19 protein-coding genes are annotated in these 19,659 nt (G+C 29.6%); 1 reads left to right on the forward strand and 18 read right to left on the reverse strand.

Annotation, left to right across the window (positions count from 1 at the left end):
- Nucleotides 1-71: 71 nt before the first annotated feature.
- Together OIF33_RS03600 and dapF are read right to left on the reverse strand one after the other, a co-directional pair.
- Nucleotides 72-1,100: a hypothetical protein gene (locus tag OIF33_RS03600; RefSeq protein ID WP_322502858.1), complete on the reverse strand. Its 1,029-nt coding sequence runs from the start codon at nt 1,098-1,100 to the stop codon at nt 72-74.
- Nucleotides 1,101-1,116: 16 nt separating this feature from the next.
- Nucleotides 1,117-1,935: a diaminopimelate epimerase gene (gene dapF, locus OIF33_RS03605; protein WP_322502859.1), complete on the reverse strand. Its 819-nt coding sequence runs from the start codon at nt 1,933-1,935 to the stop codon at nt 1,117-1,119.
- A 91-nt stretch (nt 1,936-2,026) separates the two neighbouring features.
- On the opposite strand from dapF, the gene OIF33_RS03610 reads away from it, so the two are divergent.
- The gene (locus OIF33_RS03610; protein WP_322502860.1) at nt 2,027-3,754 is read left to right on the forward strand and encodes an Rqc2 family fibronectin-binding protein; all 1,728 of its coding nucleotides are present in this window, start codon (nt 2,027-2,029) and stop codon (nt 3,752-3,754) included.
- Between the two features lie 461 nt (nt 3,755-4,215).
- Here OIF33_RS03610 and OIF33_RS03615 read toward each other — a convergent pair whose 3' ends face one another.
- The 16 genes from OIF33_RS03615 to OIF33_RS03690 form a co-directional block, all read right to left on the reverse strand.
- Complete coding sequence (locus tag OIF33_RS03615) at nt 4,216-5,343, reverse strand: class I SAM-dependent RNA methyltransferase (RefSeq protein ID WP_322502861.1); 1,128 nt, start codon at nt 5,341-5,343, stop codon at nt 4,216-4,218.
- Nucleotides 5,344-5,354: 11 nt separating this feature from the next.
- Nucleotides 5,355-5,897, reverse strand: coding sequence for a bifunctional pyr operon transcriptional regulator/uracil phosphoribosyltransferase PyrR (gene pyrR, locus OIF33_RS03620; protein ID WP_322502862.1), 543 nt, complete (start codon nt 5,895-5,897; stop codon nt 5,355-5,357).
- Nucleotide 5,898: 1 nt separating this feature from the next.
- Complete coding sequence (locus OIF33_RS03625) at nt 5,899-6,819, reverse strand: RluA family pseudouridine synthase (protein ID WP_322502863.1); 921 nt, start codon at nt 6,817-6,819, stop codon at nt 5,899-5,901.
- Nucleotides 6,820-6,954: 135 nt separating this feature from the next.
- Entirely contained in the window at nt 6,955-7,563 is a 609-nt protein-coding gene (locus OIF33_RS03630) for a DivIVA domain-containing protein (protein ID WP_322502864.1), read from the reverse strand.
- 12 nt (nt 7,564-7,575) lie between these two features.
- Nucleotides 7,576-8,337, reverse strand: a complete 762-nt coding sequence (locus tag OIF33_RS03635; protein ID WP_322502865.1) for an RNA-binding protein — start codon at nt 8,335-8,337, stop codon at nt 7,576-7,578.
- Nucleotide 8,338: 1 nt separating this feature from the next.
- On the reverse strand, nt 8,339-8,788 hold the full coding sequence (locus OIF33_RS03640) for a cell division protein SepF (RefSeq protein WP_322502866.1): 450 nt from the start codon (nt 8,786-8,788) through the stop codon (nt 8,339-8,341).
- An 18-nt stretch (nt 8,789-8,806) separates the two neighbouring features.
- Nucleotides 8,807-9,466, reverse strand: a complete 660-nt coding sequence (locus tag OIF33_RS03645) for a YggS family pyridoxal phosphate-dependent enzyme (protein ID WP_322502867.1) — start codon at nt 9,464-9,466, stop codon at nt 8,807-8,809.
- Nucleotides 9,467-9,563: 97 nt separating this feature from the next.
- Nucleotides 9,564-10,295 (reverse strand): DUF881 domain-containing protein, encoded by a 732-nt coding sequence (locus OIF33_RS03650; RefSeq protein ID WP_322502868.1) that lies wholly within the window; start codon nt 10,293-10,295, stop codon nt 9,564-9,566.
- A 12-nt stretch (nt 10,296-10,307) separates the two neighbouring features.
- Entirely contained in the window at nt 10,308-10,646 is a 339-nt protein-coding gene (locus tag OIF33_RS03655; protein ID WP_322502869.1) for a small basic family protein, read from the reverse strand.
- 12 nt (nt 10,647-10,658) lie between these two features.
- Nucleotides 10,659-11,375, reverse strand: coding sequence for a DUF881 domain-containing protein (locus OIF33_RS03660; RefSeq protein ID WP_322502870.1), 717 nt, complete (start codon nt 11,373-11,375; stop codon nt 10,659-10,661).
- Between the two features lie 13 nt (nt 11,376-11,388).
- A complete protein-coding gene (locus tag OIF33_RS03665; RefSeq protein WP_322502871.1) occupies nt 11,389-12,135 on the reverse strand; it encodes a cell division protein FtsQ/DivIB in 747 nt (248 codons plus the stop codon).
- Nucleotides 12,136-12,305: 170 nt separating this feature from the next.
- Nucleotides 12,306-13,427: a stage V sporulation protein E gene (spoVE, locus tag OIF33_RS03670; protein ID WP_322502872.1), complete on the reverse strand. Its 1,122-nt coding sequence runs from the start codon at nt 13,425-13,427 to the stop codon at nt 12,306-12,308.
- Between the two features lie 26 nt (nt 13,428-13,453).
- On the reverse strand, nt 13,454-14,425 hold the full coding sequence (gene mraY / locus OIF33_RS03675; RefSeq protein ID WP_322502873.1) for a phospho-N-acetylmuramoyl-pentapeptide-transferase: 972 nt from the start codon (nt 14,423-14,425) through the stop codon (nt 13,454-13,456).
- 49 nt (nt 14,426-14,474) lie between these two features.
- The gene (locus tag OIF33_RS03680; protein WP_322502874.1) at nt 14,475-15,836 is read right to left on the reverse strand and encodes a UDP-N-acetylmuramoyl-tripeptide--D-alanyl-D-alanine ligase; all 1,362 of its coding nucleotides are present in this window, start codon (nt 15,834-15,836) and stop codon (nt 14,475-14,477) included.
- Nucleotides 15,837-15,848: 12 nt separating this feature from the next.
- Complete coding sequence (locus OIF33_RS03685; RefSeq protein WP_322502875.1) at nt 15,849-17,303, reverse strand: UDP-N-acetylmuramoyl-L-alanyl-D-glutamate--2,6-diaminopimelate ligase; 1,455 nt, start codon at nt 17,301-17,303, stop codon at nt 15,849-15,851.
- Nucleotides 17,304-17,398: 95 nt separating this feature from the next.
- Nucleotides 17,399-19,621 (reverse strand): stage V sporulation protein D, encoded by a 2,223-nt coding sequence (locus OIF33_RS03690; protein ID WP_322502876.1) that lies wholly within the window; start codon nt 19,619-19,621, stop codon nt 17,399-17,401.
- Between the last annotated feature and the right edge of the window lie 38 nt (nt 19,622-19,659).

The following is a 19,659-nucleotide window of genomic DNA, read 5'->3' on the forward strand; positions in this document are numbered from 1 at the left end:
ACAAGCCACTTATTTTTTAAACAAAAAAAGTTCTAGATTATTAAAAAATTTTAACAATCTAGAACTTTTAACTATTCTATAATAATATACTGCCCTTTGTTACTATCTATAAGTTTAATGCTTCTATCATTTGGATCATACATATATAATGCATTTTTTTCTTTATTGTCATTAAATCCAGTAAAATATATCTTACCATCAATCACTATTAAACTTGATTTTTCAGATATATTTTTAGGAAAATCAAATACTAATCTATGAAGCTCATTATTAGTAGTGTTTATTGAATATAAGCTTCTTGTTTCATTACCTTTTGTACCAATAAAATACACCATATCACCTATTTTATGCGATGATTCTATCTCTCCTACTTCATTAGATATAAGAGACTCTTTTTTACTATCCAAATTATATATATAGCATTCTTTCTTTCCGTCAATACTGCTTTGAGTGTATAAAACAACTTGATTTTCTATTAAATCAATATAGTCTATAAAAGCTTTGACAATTTGCTTCTCTAAAGTGTAACTTCCATCCTTTATATTGTATAAGAATATTCCACTTTTTTTCTCATTTAAGTCTACTCCATATAGAACTAATTGGTCTTCATTTGCGAATTTAACATTCTCCCCAGAAATAGCTAAATTCTCGTTAAAATCAAATTCCTTAAAATTTTGTAAGTCTAAAACCTTGTATCCTATTTTATCACCAGAACTATATTTATATAAAAGCTTAGTCCCACCAGGACTCATAATCAAGTCTTCTATATTTCCATCTACTGATATTTTATGTTCTTTAACCCCATTTGTAATTATTAAGTCAGTTCCCTTACTAGTAAATTCCCTATAAATAACTAAACCTAACTCCTTGCTATAAATTTCCATATGACCTTTTATATCTAAGTCAAGTTTCTTTAGCGATTCCCCTTCTATTTTGTAATATTCAACATTATCCTCTGAAATTGTAGACACAATATTCTCAGAAAGTTCTAACTTTTTTCCCTTATGATCTTCTCCATCAGTTCCTTTATTGAAATTACATCCTACAAGGGCTATTGATAAAATAACTAATACTAAACTTAAAGCAGCAGCTTTCCTCATTTACTTACTTCCCTCTCTAAAATAAATATGTGCCATCACAAATAAATGATGCATCTCCTATCATTTTTACTCCATCATCTTCAATATTAACTTTTAATTCTCCACCTGGAACTATTACCTTTACTTCATTATCTACTAATCCTAACTTATTAGCAGCTATAACTGAAGCACAGTTTCCTGTTCCACATGCTAATGTTGGACCAGCTCCTCTTTCCCAAGTTCTAACTTCCATAGTGTTTCTATCAATCACCTTGCAGAAGTTAACATTTGTTCCTTGAGGAAATAGTTCATACTTTTCTATACCTTTACCACATTCTATAGGATATTTTTCCTCTTCAAAGATAATAGTATGCGGAACACCCATAAGTAAAGATGTTATTTCATACTTTTCATTTCCTACACTTATTTCTTTTTCTATTATTTCCTCATTACATAATGAAGGTATGCTTTTAGGATTAAAATCTCCAAATCCCATATTTACATTAATGGTCTTTACCTTATCATTCTCAATCTCTAAGAAAATTCTTTTAACTCCATCACCAGTTAAAACATCTAAAACATCCTTCTTAACTATGCCTTTTTCATAAACATACTTAGCAAAACATCTTATTCCATTTCCGCACATAGCAGCATAAGAGCCATCTGAATTTATTATTACCATCTCTATATCACAATTTTCGTTCTTCCTAACTATTAAGATTCCATCTGCACCAATTCCAAATCTTCTATGGCACATTTTTTGAGCAATTTCTCCCTCTTTACCTAAATACTCATTGTTTAAATCTTCTATAACTATAAAATCATTTCCATTCCCATGCATTTTTGAAAACTTCATATTATCACCTCAAATTACCTATTATTGATACTTTTTATTATAAGATGTATACTAACTGTAAGTTCAATCAATTTAGAAAGGAAAGAAAATCATGGCTTTAGACGGTATTTATTTATATAACTTAATAAATGAACTAAAAGGTTCATTAATAAATTCTAGAATCGACAAAATAAATCAACCTGAAAAGGATGAAATAATAATAAATGTACGTGGAAAGGAAAATAAAAAACTTTTAATTTCCTCTAGTTCCAAATACCCTAGATTACATTTTACTACAATAAATAAGAATAATCCATTACAACCGCCTGTTTTTTGCATGGTATTAAGAAAATATTTAACTGGTGGAAGAATAATAGATATACATCAACAATCTACTGATAGAATTGTTTCAATAGACATAGCAAATAAAGATGAACTGGGCTTTGATAGTGTATACACTTTAGTCATCGAAATAATGGCTAGACATAGTAATATATCTCTTGTAAGAAAAAGAGATAATAAGATTATGGAATCAATAAAGCATATAACAGCAAATAAAAACAGCTTTAGAGTTCTTTATCCTGGTGTAAGCTATGTGTTTCCTCCTGCTTCTGAAAAATTAAATCCTTTTGACTTTTCTAAAGAGGATTTAAAAAATGCATTAAGCAAAAATAACAATGAACTAGATGAGAAGATTTTTTCCAAACTATTAACTGGTGTGGGCAAAAGTTTATCTCTTGAAATGTATTCATTATTTACAAAGCACTTTGGTGATTCTTATGTTTTTGATGATATATTTAACTTTATCTCTGAATATTTCAAAAATATATTTAATGACATACAAAATATTATATTCTATAAAAACGAAAAAATTATAGATTTCTATTTTAAAGATTTATCTACTTTAGATAACTGTACTAAAGAACTTTATGAAAATAGTAGTGAGCTTTTGGATGCTTTCTTTGCTAACAAAGATAAACAAGACAGACTTCATGCTAAAAGTGCAGATATACAAAGATTAGTAAACACAAACATAGATAGATGCTTAAAAAAGATTAAAGTTCTTGAAAAGACTTTAGAAGAATGTGATAAAAAAGATGATCTTAAAATTAAAGGAGAACTTCTAACATCTTATATTTATAGTGTAAAAAAAGGTGATAAATCCGTTGATGTTTTAAATTATTATATTGACAATGAAGAATATCTAACTATTCCTCTTGATGAAAATAAAACACCATCTGAAAATATCCAATTTTACTTCAAAAAATATAATAAGCTAAAAAAAGCTGAAGAATCTGCTTTAGAGCAACTAGCTATAAATGAGGATGAACTTAAATACTTAAACTCAGTATCCTCAAGCATACAAGTTGCAGATAACTATGAAGATATAGATGCAGTAAAAAATGAGCTTATAGAAACTGGATATGTAAGATTCAGAAGAAATAACAATGGTAAAAAGAAAGAAAAACAATCTAAGCCTTATCACTATGTTTCTTCCGATGGAATAGATATTTATGTAGGTAAAAACAATATTCAAAATGACTATTTAACTTTAAAGTTTGCTGATAAAAACGATACTTGGCTTCACACTAAAGATATACCTGGTTCTCACGTAATTGTTAAAAGCTCAGATGTTCCAGATAAAACTTTAGAAGAAGCTGCCAACTTAGCTGTTTTCTATAGTAAAGGAAAAGGTGGAACTAAGATTCCTGTAGACTATACATTAGTTAAAAATGTAAAGAAACCTTCTGGTTCAAAACCTGGAATGGTAATCTATTCAACTAACAAAACAGTCTATATGGATTCACCAAGAGAAATAACTCTAGAAAAACTAAAGTAATAACTTATTAAGGCCTATAGCAGAATTTAATAAAAAACTTATAAATATATTCCGAGAATTACTGGATTTCACTAAGAATTTATAGCTATTATTCCGAATATTTTACTAAAGCTCAGAACTCCCGTTGGTCAAACAACTTCGCTTCTTAACGTAAAATCTTCTCCATAATAGCTTAAATTCTAAAGTTCATCCATATATTCTCTTCATACTATTTATAAGTTTTTTTAAACTATTTTGCTTATAGACCTTTTTTGCTGTTAAGCTATAATTAGATTATTATCTCTTACTAAAGATAAATTCAACTTTTATCTAGTATAAAAATCCTACAAATAAAAGCTTATTGACTTCTTCTATTTATAGGATGTTATTTAAATTAGACTATGTTTTCAACTAATGTTGATTCTTAGATAGAACTGTAAGACCATCTTAAAATCAATATTCACCTAAGCCAGAGCCTTATATTATTTTTTTAAGTTATTATCTAAGTATTGGTAGTAGTAACATAGAATTCTACCATTATAAAGTTTTCTGTTCTTAGTAGCTTTTCTACTAAATTCTTTTTGGAAGTCTGGAGAAGCTGTTAGGATATTAAAATCCCAAGTATCTAACTTTTCTTTAATTTCTCCGAAATGCTTATTAAGTTTTGAAACAACTTCTTTTTCACCTATTCTCTCACCATATGGTGGATTTGTAATCATATATCCATACTTTTTCTTAGTTGAAAAATCAAAGAAGTTTCTTTTTTCTAATGTTATGCAGTCAGTTAATCCTGCTTTTCTTACATTATTTTTAGCTGTACTTAATACCCAACTATCTATATCATAACCAGTTATATCTAAAGGAATTTTCTTAATAGATCTTTCTGCTCCCTCTCTAACTTGATCCCATATTTCTTTATCCATTGAAGGCCAAGTTTCAGAAACAAATTTTCTATGTAAACCTGGTGCTATATTTCTAGCTATCATAGCAGCCTCTATTAATATTGTTCCTGAACCGCAACATGGATCTATAAGAGTTTGCTCACCTCTCCATTTTGATAATAAAACCATAGCAGCTGCTAGTGTTTCTTTAAGTGGAGCTTGCCCTGAGTGCTCTCTATATCCTCTTTTATGTAATCCCTCTCCAGATGTATCTATTGTTAAAGTTACTACATCCTTTAAAAGACCAACTTCTATCTTATAAACTGGACCATCTTCTGTGAACCAATCTTGACCATAGCTTCTACTCATACTCTTAACTACAGCCTTTTTAACTATTGATTGACAGTCTGGAACACTGAAAAGTTTTGACTTAACAGATTTACCAATAACATGCATCTTACCATCTACAGGTATATATTGGCTCCAATCAATTTCTACAGTTTTATTAAATAACTCTTCAAAGCTTTCAGCCTTAAATTCAGCCACTTTTATTAAAACTCTATCGGCAGTTCTAAGCCAAAGGTTTGAAATTGCAATATCCATTTCATCCCCTTCAAAGTGAACTCTTCCGTTTTCTGTTTTTAGGTCTTCATAACCTAATTCTTTTAATTCTTTTGCAACTACAGCTTCTAATCCAAAAGTCGCAGTAGCTATTAAATTATAATCCATAGCTTTACTCCTTAGTTTTCATTTTCATATATTTCAACTGAATCAACACCATCAATTTCATTTATTTGAACTCTTATTATTTCATCCTTTGATGTAGGTATATTTTTACCAACATAATCTGCTCTTATTGGTAATTCTTTATGCCCTCTATCTACTAAAACAGCTAATTGAATGAATTCTGGTCTCCCTTGATCCATTATAGCATCAATAGCAGCTCTAACTGTTCTACAAGTATATAAAACGTCATCAACTATAATAACTTTTTTTCCTCTTATGTCAACATCTATTTTAGGATCATTTAAGCTTGGTTTATCACTAATATTAGTTAAATCATCTCTATATAATGTTATGTCAACACTTGCAACTGGAACTTTTACCCCTTCAAATTTTTCTACAAGTTTTGCTATTCTTTCAGCTAACGGGTATCCTCTTCTTTTAATTCCAACAAGAACAATATTATCTACGCCCTTATTTTTTTCTATTATTTCATGTGAAACTCTTGTAAGTGCTCTTCTTATAGCATTTTCATCTAATAAACTTGCCTTAAGATGCATTTTAGCAACCCCCTAATTTTTCTATAATTTTTTCAAAGTACTCTGGTAATTCAGAATTAAATTCAACATATTCTCCAGTAGTAGGATGAATAAATCCTAATGTTTTAGCATGAAGAACTTGCCCTTCTTGACTTAACTTCTTTTGCTTTTTTAAACCATAAACAGTATCTCCAAGTAATGGATGACCTATAAATGCCATGTGAACTCTTATTTGATGAGTTCTTCCTGTTTCTAAGTTACATTTAACAAGTGAACATGAATTAAAAACTTCAAGAACCTCATAATGAGTTACTGCTCTTTTTCCTTCTTTAACCACAGCATACTTTAATCTATCTCTATGATGTCTTCCTAAAGGCGCATCTATTGTGCCACCTTCTTTTTTAAATCTTCCCTCAACAATAGCATAATATTCCCTTTTTATACTGTGATCTTTAAACTGCTCAGCTAACTTTTGGTGAGCATTATCATTTTTAGCAACAACTAATATTCCAGAAGTGTCTTTATCTATTCTGTGCACTATTCCTGGTCTTATAACTCCATTTATACCAGATAAATCATCACAATGATGTAATAATGCATTAACTAAAGTACCTGTATAATTACCTGGCGCTGGATGAACAACCATTCCCTTTGGTTTATTTACTACTATTATATCTTTATCCTCATAAACTATATTTAAAGGTATATCCTCTGCTTCAACTTTTAATTCCTCTGGTTCTGGTATTTCTACCTCAACTTCATCTCCAACTGAAAGTTTATATTTTCCTTTTTCAGCTTTTCCATTAATTAAAATTTTTCCATCATCAAAAAGGCCTTGTATAAAGTTTCTTGAAACTCCATCTATCTTTGAAGCTAAAAACTTATCTGCTCTTATGCCTTTTTCTTCCTCTGTTATTTTTATCACTTCTTTATTTAAACTCATAGTTTTATTTGCTCCATTCTAAAGTAAATATTTAAAGCTATACCTTAAATATTATATAATAACATATTAAATTTCAACAATTAATTAAACAAAAAGAAAAATCTCACCTTAAATTAAAGTGAGATTTTCTAATAACTAATCTTCAGCAAAGAAACTCTTAATTTCATTTACATCATCAAAATGTGTTTCTTCTTCATAGATGTCCTTAAGCTCAGTTTGTTCTTCTTCATTAGAATCAACTTTTATTCCTTGCTCTTCTTCATCTTCTGGTTTAGTTATATTAAAATTCTTTACGAAATCTTTCTCTAAATCATCAAAAGTATCTATTTGGAAGTTCATAAAACTTCTAAACTTAGCTCTGAATTTTGTAAACTCTTGCTTAACTCTATCATACTCATCATTGATTTGTATAACATCGTTATGAGCTTTATCTAGTATTCTTTGAGCTGTATCATTAGCACTCTTGATTATTACATCAGCTTCTTTTTGAGCATTAGCTTTTGCTTGCTCCGCTGTGTTTTGAGCTAATAATAAAGTATTTTGAATTGTATTCTCAATTTTACTATAATGCTCTATTTTATCATTAGAATTTTCAAGCTTCTCTTTTAATGAAGTGTTTTCTTTAAAAAGAGTCTCGTATTCTTCGACTATTTCGTCTAAGAATTCATCTACTTCCTCTGGACAATAACCTCTTAAAACCCTTTTGAACTCCTTGTTGTTAATATCCATTGGGGTCAATTTCATATAATCACACTCCTATGTATACTTAAATACTGTCAATTTTAATCTACCACTCTTCGTTGTCCCAAAAATATTACTTATCTTAAATTTTCCAAGGCCTCTTATTGTAAGCCTAGAATTTTCGGAAACTTCTTTGCTCTTATCTTTTGTTACTCTATAGTCTAGAAGAACACTTCCTGAACTTATTGCATCTAAAGCCTTACTTCTTGATATGTTCCCCAAGGCTGCAACTATACAATCTAACCTTTTAGAGGTTACTATTACACTTTTTTCTTCATAGCTAGGTTTAGGTATCTCTTCTAAATCATAAATGATTTCACATTTACAACTTAGATTTCTTATTTTGTTTAAATTATTAACTAAAAAATCAATTATACTGTGATGAACAGCAACATAGCAGCCATCTTCTTTTAGAATTAAGTCACCTATTTTGTTTCTATTTATACCTAAAGCCATAATAGATCCTAAATAGTCCTTGTGCTCTAATTTTGAAAACTTAGTATTGCATTGAATCTTTAAAAGACTTATTGGAAACTGGTCATACTCCTCTTTATTGAAGGCGATAACCCGTCTTTCTCCATCCTCAAAAAATCCAAAACTCTCAATATTTACATCAAAGAAATTAATTTCTTGAAGAGTGCTCCATACATCTGGAGTATAAAACTCATCAGTAAACACTGAAATATTTTTTGTCCTAGCTAAATTAAATCTTTCGAAAAGTTTTAATGCTTCAAACTCTTCTAAATTTAATAAATTTATAAATTCTTTTTTATTCATATTACTTTGAAGCCCAGTTGAACATTCCTTTGTTGCTTAACTCGCTCTTTAATTCATTGCTTACTTCAACGTTTGAAGGTGATACTATAAATACTCCCTTTTCAACTTCTTGAAGTTCTCCACATAATGCATAGCAAGCTCCACCAACGAAGTCTATTAATCTTTGAGCTGTTCTAAGTTCTAATGAAGTTGTGTTTATAACAACTATTTTTCTATTTTTTAATGCAGTACATATTTCAGTTGCATCATCATAAACTAATGGTTTAGTTATCATTAATTTAGCTGTATTAGCTGTATGAATATTTACAACTTTACCATTTTTCTTAGAAGATAATACTGGAGCAAAAGCTTCTTCCTCTTCCATTATCTCTTCTTCTTCCATTACTTCATCTTCATCTTCAAATTCATCAAACCCTAAAAAACTCTTCATTTTACTAACTACTTTAGACATAATCATATCCTCCCAATCTTATTTATATATTCTTTCGCCAAAAATTCCTTGGCCAACTCTAACCATATTGCTTCCTTCTTCAATAGCAATCTCAAAGTCACCTGACATTCCCATTGAAAGTATATCCATTTTTATGTTTTTAAAATTTCTTTCTTTTAAGCTACAAAAAATCTTATGTGTCTTATGGAAATAATTTCTACATTTTTCTTTTGTTCCCTTTGGAATTATAGTCATAATACCTAAAACATTAACATTGTTACAAGCTTCAATAGCTTCTATAAGTTCATCTAACTCTTCTTCCAAGATACCATATTTTTGTTCTTCTCTTCCTATGTTAACTTGAATTAAAGTATTGGCAATTTTATTATGTTTACCATATACTTTTTCTATTTCTTTTAATAATTTGACACTATCTAATGATTGTATAAGATGTACTTTATCAACTATGTATTTCACCTTATTAGTCTGAAGATGTCCTATTAAATGCCATTCTACATCTTGATGAAACTCGTCAAATTTTCTTAATATCTCTTGAACTTTATTTTCACCAAATTTTCGAATACCAAACTCATAGGCTTCTTCCATCTCTTCAATAGTTCTTGTTTTAGATACAGCAATAAGTTGAACGTTAGCTGGAATTTTTTCTGTAATTTTTGTTAAATTTTCTTTAATATCCACTTTTACTGTCTCCTTTAATTATATATTACATTATATTCTTCTCTATAGGAATAGAAAATCCTTCTTTTTTGTACAATTTTTTCACAAAATTTGTTTATTATTTCCCACTAGATTTCATATATTTAGGATTCATATCACTTATATATGCCGGCATGGTAATATCGTCACTTTTTGTTATTTGAACCTTTATTCCTCTATTCATAAGAGTCTTAATATAACTTCCATCTCTCATAATTTGATTTTCTATTTTTTCTGGATCACCTATAACATTAACATAAAATGGAGCTGGTATTTTAACACCATTCATTCTTAAAAATTGTCCTCCACAATATATTTCAGTGTTATATATGATTCTTTGGTTATTTATAGATATGGCTTCAGCCCCTGCAGCTTTTAGTTCATTTATGACCTTAATCATATCATCATCATGAATAGTTCTTAAAAGTCTCATAAAGTCATCAACTACTTCTCCATTAAAAGCTTCTCCACCATCCTCTAAGACGATTTTCAAACCTGATCCTTTAACATCTGACAAACCCGCAATCATTAAGTTATTGTTTAATTCTTCTACCATATCATTAGAAACCTTAATACTAGACTCATCACTTTTAGAATAATTATTTATTTTCTTTTGTAATTCTCTATTATTCTCTTTTAACTTTGATATTTCATTATAAAGACTGTTCCGTTTATTATAAGCATCCTGATATTCTTTAGCATTTAATACCTTAGTGGTTTCTGTACCATCAAAATTTATATTCATAGATATTAAAAGTCCTACTATAACAGAAGCTATAAATATAAAAATAGTAAATTCTCTATTTTTCAAAGCCCCACCTCTTTATCGCTCTTTGCTCTTCTCTAATAATATCCTTCTTATAGCTGCAAAGTTATTAAATATTCTACTACCAAAAACAATAACAGCTGCAAAATATAGTGGTATTCCTAATTTATCTCCTAGGTATGCTAATAGAGCCGCTAAAGCTGCATTTCCAAAAAAACCTGATATAAAAACATCTGCTTGAAACTCTTTTTTCAAACTAGCTTTTATAGCCCCAAACACAGAATCTAAACAAGCAACTATTGCTATAGATAGATATGGTGAAAATTTATCAGGTATGCTTCCTGGAAATATAACGCCTATTATTATACCTGCTAAAAGCCCAATAAATACTATCATTCAATTGCCCTCCTAATCAACCTTTTTTAAATACTCAGAAGATAGGTTTTGAGTGGTTTTAGGTATTGTAATTGAATCCTTCTTCTCATATTTATAATCATAATTACCGCCTAATACTCCATAGTCCATTTCTCCTGGAAAATCTATTCCCTTTATTATGTTATCTTGGTTTCCTATAACCTTTATTGTTAAACTCTCCTTTGGAGAAATTCTTTCATTATTTCCTATCCATATAAAGTTACTTGCATTTTTTATTCCTGTCTGAGGAGTTATTCTAATATCATTAACTGCAATAGCTTCTGCTCCTGAGAAAGCTAATAAATTTAATATATGAATTATCTCCTTTTCACTTATATATTCAGGATTCTTTGAAGTAAGTAATGGTGACTTTGGTGTTATTGATAAAATTATTCCCGGTCCATTAACCTCTTCAGTTCCTAGTATCATTCTAGTTTCATCTAACTGTTCTTTTATTTTATTATTTACATCACCTTTAGATGTAGCTGCATCCTCTATCTCTTTTAATCTTTTATTTAAAGAGTCATTATTTTTTTGAAGCTCTTCTTTTTCTTTTTTAAGTCCATCTATTTCAGCCATTATGTCATTTTGATTATAATTTTCTATTATATTTTTTTCTTTATTATTTATCATTTTAAATTGATAAGTTAATAAAAAACCTAACAAGGCACAAACTATTCCAATGATAATTTGTGAAGACAATTTTTTCAAAAAACATTCCTCCTTACTTTTCTTTGTATATTACAGGGTTCCCATTAAAGCTTATGTTTATATATCCTTTTTCAAAATTTCCTGCTGGGTCATTTAATATATTAACCATCTTATTTAATTTTTCTCCTAATTCATCTGTTCCCCCTAGAAGTATTTGAACCTCACCTTTATTCATAACAATATTGTTAAGGTTAGATACATCTATAGAGTTAACTTTTACTTTGCTTTTATTTAAAACTTCTCCTATTTGTTTCAAGACTTCAACTTTTTCTTTGTCAGTACTCATAGGTTCTCCTAAGAATCTATTTTCAACATTTAATCCAGTTACTACTGGTAGTTGTAACCCCTCTGCAGAATTTTTCTTTTCCATTATAACCAGATTTTCATTTAACACATAGAAATCTGCACCATCATTTACGATGAAAGTTGCATTTCTTTCTTCCACCTTTATTGTCAATTCGTCTGGAAGTTTTCTTGATATCTTAACATCTTTTATATATGGATTACTTAATATTTTCTTTTTTAAAGCTGATGTGTTAAGTAAAAATATATTTTGATTTAAAACATCATTTTCTTGTATTACCTTTTCTTTAGTTATAATATTATTGTTGTTTATATTAACCTTTTTTATATTGAAATAAGGTGTTTTTAGTAGAATTAAACCTAATACAACAATAAGTATTATACTAATCAATATGACCTTTTTTCTAATCTTTTTTCTTTTCTTTTTTAATATATAATCATTTATATTTGTATTCATAATTCTCCTTAATACTTTATTTTGCATTTCAATATCAATAATATCATTTTACTGGATTTTTTTCATTAATTTTTTAAGAAAATATTAATAATAATAAAAACATTACTGTAAGAAATTCCACATATTTTCCCCCTATTTTTCTAAAAAAAATAAAGGCGTATAAAACGCCTTTAATCAATCTTTTTATTTCCCTGTCTTGATATATTAAGTAGAATTCCCATAGCCATAAGGTTAAATACTAAAGCAGTTCCTCCATAACTTATAAATGGAAGCGGAACTCCTGTAACTGGCATTGAACCTGTTACAACGGCTATATTAATTATAGCCTGTACTCCTATGATTGAAGTGATTCCTACCGCTAATAAAGTACCATATTCATCTTCAGCACTCATAGCTATTTTTATTCCTCTGTAAACGAATATAACAAATAATAAGATTACTACTGTACACCCTATTAATCCTAATTCTTCTCCTATTATTGAGAATATAAAGTCATTGTGTGGCTCTGGCATGTATAAAGTCTTCTGTCTAGATTGACCTATTCCAAGCCCAGTAACTCCACCTGCTCCTAAAGCATAGAAAGATTGAATAAGCTGATATCCATCACCAGCAGGATCTTTCCAAGGATTTATAAAGTTCATCATTCTAGCTACTCTATAAGGCTCTATTAAAGCAAAGAATAATCCTGCTACAATCATTCCTGGTGCTATTACACCAAACATAAATCTTTTTCTTGCTCCAGCCACAAAAACCATTATGAAAGTAACAAAACCTGTTACAGCTGCTATACTAAGGTTCTTTTGTGCAAGTATAAGAACTGCAAAGAATCCTCCAACTAAGAAGCATGGAACTATTCCCTTCCAAAACTCCTTAATCTGCTCCCCCTTATTGGTAATCATATAAGCAAGTATTATAACTACTGCATACTTAGCAAGCTCAGATGGTTGGAAAGATAGTGGTCCTAATCTTATCCATCTTTGAGCTCCCTTTACTGCTGGGAAAGCATAAACGGCCACTAATAATACAGGTGTTACTATGATTAATGGTACTGTAAGTTTTTTAAGCTTATGGTAATCAAAGTTTGCTATTACAAACATAGCTATTAATCCAATAATAGCGAAAAGCCCTTGTTTCTTTAAGTAAGCCATACTATCGCCTTCATTTACCATAGCGAAATATGAACTTGCACTATAAACCATAATTACACCAATAGCAAGTAATATAACTATTGTGTATAAAAGACCTAGGTCCATTTGACCATATCTAGATTTAGTAGTCTTTTTTTTCTTCATTTAAAAACCTCCTATTTAGGGATTTTCTAAAGTGAAGCAAAAGCAATGAAGCAAAATACCACTGTTATTATAGAGAATACAGAAACTATCTTTGTTTCACTCCAACCTAATTGTTCAAAATGGTGATGTATTGGAGCCATTTTGAATATTCTTTTACCTGTAAGTTTGAATGAAGCAACTTGTAATATAACAGAAAGTGTTTCTATTACATATATAATTCCTATGAACACTAATATTAAAGGCATTTTTAATATTAAAGCTATCATTGCTACAGCTCCTCCTAAAGCAAGAGAACCTGTATCTCCCATAAATACTCTCGCTGGAAACGCATTAAATCTTAAGAATGCAAGTAATGAACCAGCTAAAGCAACACAGAATATTGCTAAACTTATGTGTCCTAAATTATAACTAACTATTCCTAAAAATGTTGTTACTAAAACAGTAACTGATGTAGCTAACCCATCTAATCCATCTGTTAAGTTTACTGCATTTGTTACCCCAGCAAAATAGAATACTACAAATGGTATATAGAATAATCCTAAGTTAAGTTGACCATCTAAGAATGGTATGTTAATGCTAGTTCCTATATATTTATAAGCATACCAAGTTAAAAAGCCTGATACGATTAATAGTAAAATCATTTTTTGTCCTGATGTTAATCCTTCATTTTTCTTCTTAATTATCTTTAATAAGTCATCTAAGAATCCTACAAAACCAAATCCTATAAATGCATATAAAGCTACCATCGCTTCATCTGTTGGATTACCAACCATAATAAACATTGTTATAATAGTTGCAAATATAAATATTAGTCCACCTATAGTTGGTGTTCCAGCTTTTTTAAAATGACTCTTTGGTCCCTCTGTTCTAATGTTTTGTCCAAATTTTAGTTTATGTAGTAGTGGAATTATAATAGGTCCTAGTATTGATGCTACTATAAAACTTATCACTATTGCCATTACTATCTTGGGATCTATCATCGACTTCAAAATTTCCATAAAATTCTGCTACTTAAACCAGTAAGCAGCTTCACCTCCTTAGTTACATTTACTTCTCTAATAATGCTTTAGTTATTTCTTCAAATTTTAAACTTCTTGATGCCTTAACTAATATAATATCCCCTTCGCATATTATATTAAGTAAAGTGCTTATTAATGCTTCTTTATTTGGATATACAGTACATCCCTCTCCATATCCCTCTTTAATGTTTTCTGAGAACTCTCCACAGCAAAGTATTTTATCTATTCCATTTTCCTTTGCATACTTACCTACTTCTTCATGAGCTTCCTCTGATTTATGTCCAAGTTCCTTCATCGTTCCTAAAACTGCTATTCTTCTTTTGCCTTCTATATTCTTCATAACATCTATAGAAGATTTAACAGCTACTGGACTAGAGTTATAGCAATCATTTAGTATTGAAAATCCATCTTTTTTAATAAGTTCTAATCTCATTGATGTTGCCTCAATATTGTTTAACCCTCTCTTCATTTCTTCAAATGAAAGGCCTAACTCTTTTGCTATAGCAACTCCTAGCATAAGGTTGCTTATATTATGTTTCCCTGGCATATCTAAAGAAAACTCTATTTCTTTATCACCGTCATATACTGTGAAAGTAGATGAAAGCTCTTCTAAAGCTATATTCTTAGCTCCTATTTCAAAATCTTCTCCAACTCCAGTTTTAACTATTTTATACTCTGCCTTAGGTAAAGCCCCTAGAAAATCATCATTTCCACAAACAACAAGAGTATTATTCTTATCAAAGAAAGTTGTTATTTCCATTTTAGCTTTTAATATGTTTTCTCTAGTCTTTAATATTTCTATGTGAGAAATTCCTATATTAGTTATAATACCTAAATCAGGAGATGCAATTTCTGCAAGTTCTCTAATTTGACCAAGACCTCTCATTCCCATTTCTAGAATAGCTACATCATATGTACTATCTAGCTCTAAAATCATAAGAGGTAATCCTATTTCATTATTGAAATTTCCCTTTGTCTTAAATACTTTGTATTTATCACTTAAAACAGCAGCAACTAAATCTTTAGTAGAAGTTTTTCCTGCTGATCCAGTTATTCCAACAACTTTTAATCCTAATTTTTCTCTATAAAATTTAGCTAAATCCATTAAGGCTCTTCTTGTATTTTCAACCTTAATTAAAGAAACTCCATCTTTTAGCTCATTTATATCACATTTAACTTCATCAACTATAGCAATCTTAGCCCCTTTATTGAAAGCATCTAGAACATAGTTGTTTCCATTGAAATTTTCACCCTTTAATGCAATAAATAAAGTTCCTTCTTCTATCTTTCTTGTATCTGTTGATACTGCCTTTATTTCTTTTACATCAGCTTCTTTTAATAAAGTTCCTTTAGTGGCTTTTACAATCTCTTGTAAATTTAATTCTAGCATTCTTTAACACCTCTACTTGCCTTCTAAAATATCATATACAACTTCTCTTTCATCAAAGTGTATTGTTTCATCTTTTAGTATTTGATAAGTCTCATGACCTTTACCAGCTATAACTATAACATCACCCTCTAAAGCCATATTCATAGCTTTTCTTATAGCTTCTTTTCTGTTAACTTCAATTTCAAAGTTATCATACTTAAGTGGCTTTACTATGTCATTTATTATATCCATAGGTTCTTCACTTCTTGGATTGTCAGAAGTAATTATTACAACATCTGATAATTTACAACCTATTTCACCCATTTGAGGACGCTTAACTTTATCTCTATCCCCACCACAACCAAATACAGAAATCATTCTATTCTTAGTAAAGGCTTTTACTGTACTTAAAATATTTTCTAATCCGTCTGGTGTGTGTGCATAATCTATTATTATGCTATAAGGTAAATTTTTTTCTTTTGCAACTAGTTCACATCTTCCTGGTATTACAACATCACTTAATCCTTCCTTAATTTTTTCTACAGGAATATTTAAGTTATATGCACATATTATACAGCCTAATGAGTTGTATATATTATATTCTCCAGGAATATTTATAGAAAATTCTTCTATTTTATCTAAATTCACCTTAAATTCTGAACCATTTGAGTGGCTTTTAATCTCAAAAGCTTTAAAATCTGAATCTTTTTCAACTGAGAAAGTAGAAACTTTTGTCTTTACTCCTCTTTTTTCTATATCTTCTATTATGTTAGTACCATATGGATCATCTAAGTTTATGATACTATGATTACTTCTTTCGAAAAGTTTAAATTTAGCATTATAATAGTTTTCAAAGGTTTTGTGAAAATCTAAATGATCTCTAGTTAGATTTGTAAAGATTCCCTCTACGAATTGAACCCCATATACTCTATCTAAATCTAGAGAATGAGATGAAACCTCCATAACGCAATATTCAACTCCAGCTTCAACCATATTTTTAAATAATTCATGAAGCTCATAAGATTCTGGTGTTGTTCTAACAGCATCAACTTTCTTGTTTCCTATATAGTTTGCTATAGTTCCAATTAATCCTGTTTTACATCCTGCTTTTTCTAAAATTGATTTAATCATAAAAGCAGAAGTTGTTTTTCCGTTAGTTCCTGTTATTCCGATTATTTTTAATTTGTCTTTTGGATTTCCAAAATAATTTGAGGACATTAATGCAAGAGCTTTTCTAGTATCTTTAACTTTTATTATTGTTATGTCTTCTGAAACACTTACATATTCCTGAACTATTATTACCTTAGCTCCCCTTTTAACAGCATCACCTATAAAGGAATGTCCATCTACTTTAAAACCTTTTATACAAACAAAGATATCTCCTTGTTCTATCTTTCTGTTATCATATCTTATGTCTTGTATTTTTGACTCTTCATTACCTTTTATAACTTCATAATCTAAGCCATTTAATAAACTTTTAAGAATCATTTTTTTCACTCCTTAAATACTATGCACTAAACAAGCGTTAAATTCACAAAATACTAGCATGTGAATTTACTCACATGCTAGTTTTTTAACTATAATTATTTCTTAGCTAATTTAAACTGTATTGTTGTACCACTTTTCACTACATCGCCTTGAGCTATACTTTGCTCTTTTACATTTCCTTCTCCTTCAAATGTACCTTTCAAACCAATTTTATCAAGAATTTCTTTAGTTTGTTCCATTGAAAGACCATTAAAATCTGGTACTACAACATCTTTATTATAGTTTGAAGTAGTTTTAGTGTAAAGTTTAATTTCACTTCCTTCTTTTATTGTGTATCCTGGTTTAGGATTCATATCCACTATAGAACTTCCTCCATCTTCTATGGAGTATTTTATATTATTTTGGTCTAAAATAGCCTTAGCTTTATCTAAACTCATACCTCTTACTTCTGGTATAACTACTTCTTTAGTTTTATTTTTATCTAAATTTGAAGTATCTAATTGCATATAATTAAATATTTCACTAAATAAATCATGTGCTAATGGAGCGGCTACTAATCCTCCAAAATATTCACCTTTTGGATTATCAACTGATATTAAAACTGAAATTTGAGGATTATCATATGGAGCAAATCCCGCAAATGATGCTACATATCCTGCACCATATCCACCGCCTTCTTTAACTTTTTCAGCTGTACCAGTTTTACCAGCTATCTCATAGCCTTCTATATATGCTCTTTTAGGTGAACCATAATGAACTGTTCTTTCTAAAGCCTCAGCTACTCTTCTAGCTGTTTTTTGATCTATTACATTTTGAACTTTTTTAGGTTCAAAAGTTTCATCTACAACCCTTGTTCCATCTTTATCTTCATGACTTATTTCCTTCATAACATGAGGTTGAATCCATGTTCCTCCATTAGCGATAGTGTTCATAGCAGCCATTAATTGCACTCCACTTGCACTATCTGTTTGACCAAAAGATATTGTAGCAAGTTCTACTGGTCCTATTTTATCGTTAGGAAGTACTATTCCTGAAGTTTCACCTGGTAAATCTATTCCAGTAGCTTTTCCAAATCCAAATTTTTGTATATATTCATTTAATTTTTCTTTTCCAAGCTTCTCACCTATATCCATGAATCCTACGTTACAAGAATTCTCTAATATTTGGTCAAATGTTTCAGTTCCATGTCCTTCTGGTTTCCAACATTTTATATAAGTCCCTGAAACATTTTTTCCTCCTGGACAATAATAAGTTTCATCTCCACCAGCTATTCCTTCTTGTACTGCTGCTGCTGAAGTTACCATCTTAAATATAGATCCTGGTTCAAATGTATTTGACACAGCCGAGTTTTTCCACATATTCTCAGTCTTTTGTGTTTCATTATCACCCGGGAAATTTTTATATCCTTCATAAGGATTATTAGGATTATAATCTGGTTTATTAGCCATAGCTAGAACTTCCCCATTTTGAGGATTCATAACTATTATACTAACTCCTTCTGCTTGATATTCTTTCATACCCTTTTCTGCAACTTTTTCAGCGAAATATTGTATTGTTTCATCAATAGTTAGTGTAACATCTTTTCCATCTACAGGAGCTGCAAATTCAGCATTTGAATAAGGGATCCCATTACTATTTCTTGCAACTTCTGATATCCTCATTCCTGGAATACCTGATAATTCTGCATTGTATTCACGTTCAATCCCACCTTGACCAACTCCATCTTGATCAACTCTTCCTAAAACTTGAGCTAAGAAATTATTGTCTGGATAATATCTTTTTGTATCTTGAGAAACTATTACCCCTTTTATTTTTAAAGCCTTAACTTTATCAGCTTTATCCTTTTCTATTTTTCTAACTAAGGTTGCTGATGTTGCTGGCACTCCTGATGGTAAAGTTGTGTTTAATTTATCATACACATCTTCTTTTGGCATATCTAAAGCAGTTCCTAACTCTTCTGCTATTTTATTAAGTTTTGCTTTTTTTTCATCATCTGTATCATCATTCTTAAAAGCAATTTCTTTTAAAGTTTTAAGGTCTAAATCTACTCTATAAACATTGGCACTAACAGCTAATTGGCCACCATTTCTATCTAAGATATCTCCTCTTTTAGCAGCTATTTTCACTTCATTTTTCCATTGCTCTTCAGCCATGGTACCATATTCTTTATGCTTAAAAATCATTATATACGATAATCTTAATACTAAGACCGCTAATAATCCCCATATGACTAACATAATCCAATAAGATCTTCTATTCGTAAGCGACTTTGTTATTTTATAATCTTTAAATCCTTTGTTCTTCTTTTTATTTTTCACACTTAGCCCTCCATATTAAGTCAAATAAAATGAGCCTT

It is taken from the genome of Clostridium sp. LIBA-8841 (genome assembly GCF_034439435.1).
GTDB lineage: Bacteria > Bacillota > Clostridia > Clostridiales > Clostridiaceae > Sarcina.

Excerpts from the sequence above, each read along its gene's own strand:
- OIF33_RS03600 (WP_322502858.1), bottom strand. The coding sequence starts at position 1,100 with ATGAGGAAAGCTGCTGCTTTAAGTTTAGTATTAGTTATTTTATCAATA.
- dapF (WP_322502859.1), bottom strand. The coding sequence starts at position 1,935 with ATGAAGTTTTCAAAAATGCATGGGAATGGAAATGATTTTATAGTTATA.
- OIF33_RS03610 (WP_322502860.1), top strand. The coding sequence starts at position 2,027 with ATGGCTTTAGACGGTATTTATTTATATAACTTAATAAATGAACTAAAA.
- OIF33_RS03615 (WP_322502861.1), bottom strand. The coding sequence starts at position 5,343 with ATGGATTATAATTTAATAGCTACTGCGACTTTTGGATTAGAAGCTGTA.
- pyrR (WP_322502862.1), bottom strand. The coding sequence starts at position 5,897 with ATGCATCTTAAGGCAAGTTTATTAGATGAAAATGCTATAAGAAGAGCA.
- OIF33_RS03625 (WP_322502863.1), bottom strand. The coding sequence starts at position 6,819 with ATGAGTTTAAATAAAGAAGTGATAAAAATAACAGAGGAAGAAAAAGGC.
- OIF33_RS03630 (WP_322502864.1), bottom strand. The coding sequence starts at position 7,563 with ATGAAATTGACCCCAATGGATATTAACAACAAGGAGTTCAAAAGGGTT.
- OIF33_RS03635 (WP_322502865.1), bottom strand. The coding sequence starts at position 8,337 with ATGAATAAAAAAGAATTTATAAATTTATTAAATTTAGAAGAGTTTGAA.
- OIF33_RS03640 (WP_322502866.1), bottom strand. The coding sequence starts at position 8,788 with ATGTCTAAAGTAGTTAGTAAAATGAAGAGTTTTTTAGGGTTTGATGAA.
- OIF33_RS03655 (WP_322502869.1), bottom strand. The coding sequence starts at position 10,646 with ATGATAGTATTTATTGGGCTTTTAGCAGGTATAATAATAGGCGTTATA.
- OIF33_RS03665 (WP_322502871.1), bottom strand. The coding sequence starts at position 12,135 with ATGAATACAAATATAAATGATTATATATTAAAAAAGAAAAGAAAAAAG.
- spoVE (WP_322502872.1), bottom strand. The coding sequence starts at position 13,427 with ATGAAGAAAAAAAAGACTACTAAATCTAGATATGGTCAAATGGACCTA.
- mraY (WP_322502873.1), bottom strand. The coding sequence starts at position 14,425 with ATGGAAATTTTGAAGTCGATGATAGATCCCAAGATAGTAATGGCAATA.
- OIF33_RS03680 (WP_322502874.1), bottom strand. The coding sequence starts at position 15,836 with ATGCTAGAATTAAATTTACAAGAGATTGTAAAAGCCACTAAAGGAACT.
- OIF33_RS03685 (WP_322502875.1), bottom strand. The coding sequence starts at position 17,303 with ATGATTCTTAAAAGTTTATTAAATGGCTTAGATTATGAAGTTATAAAA.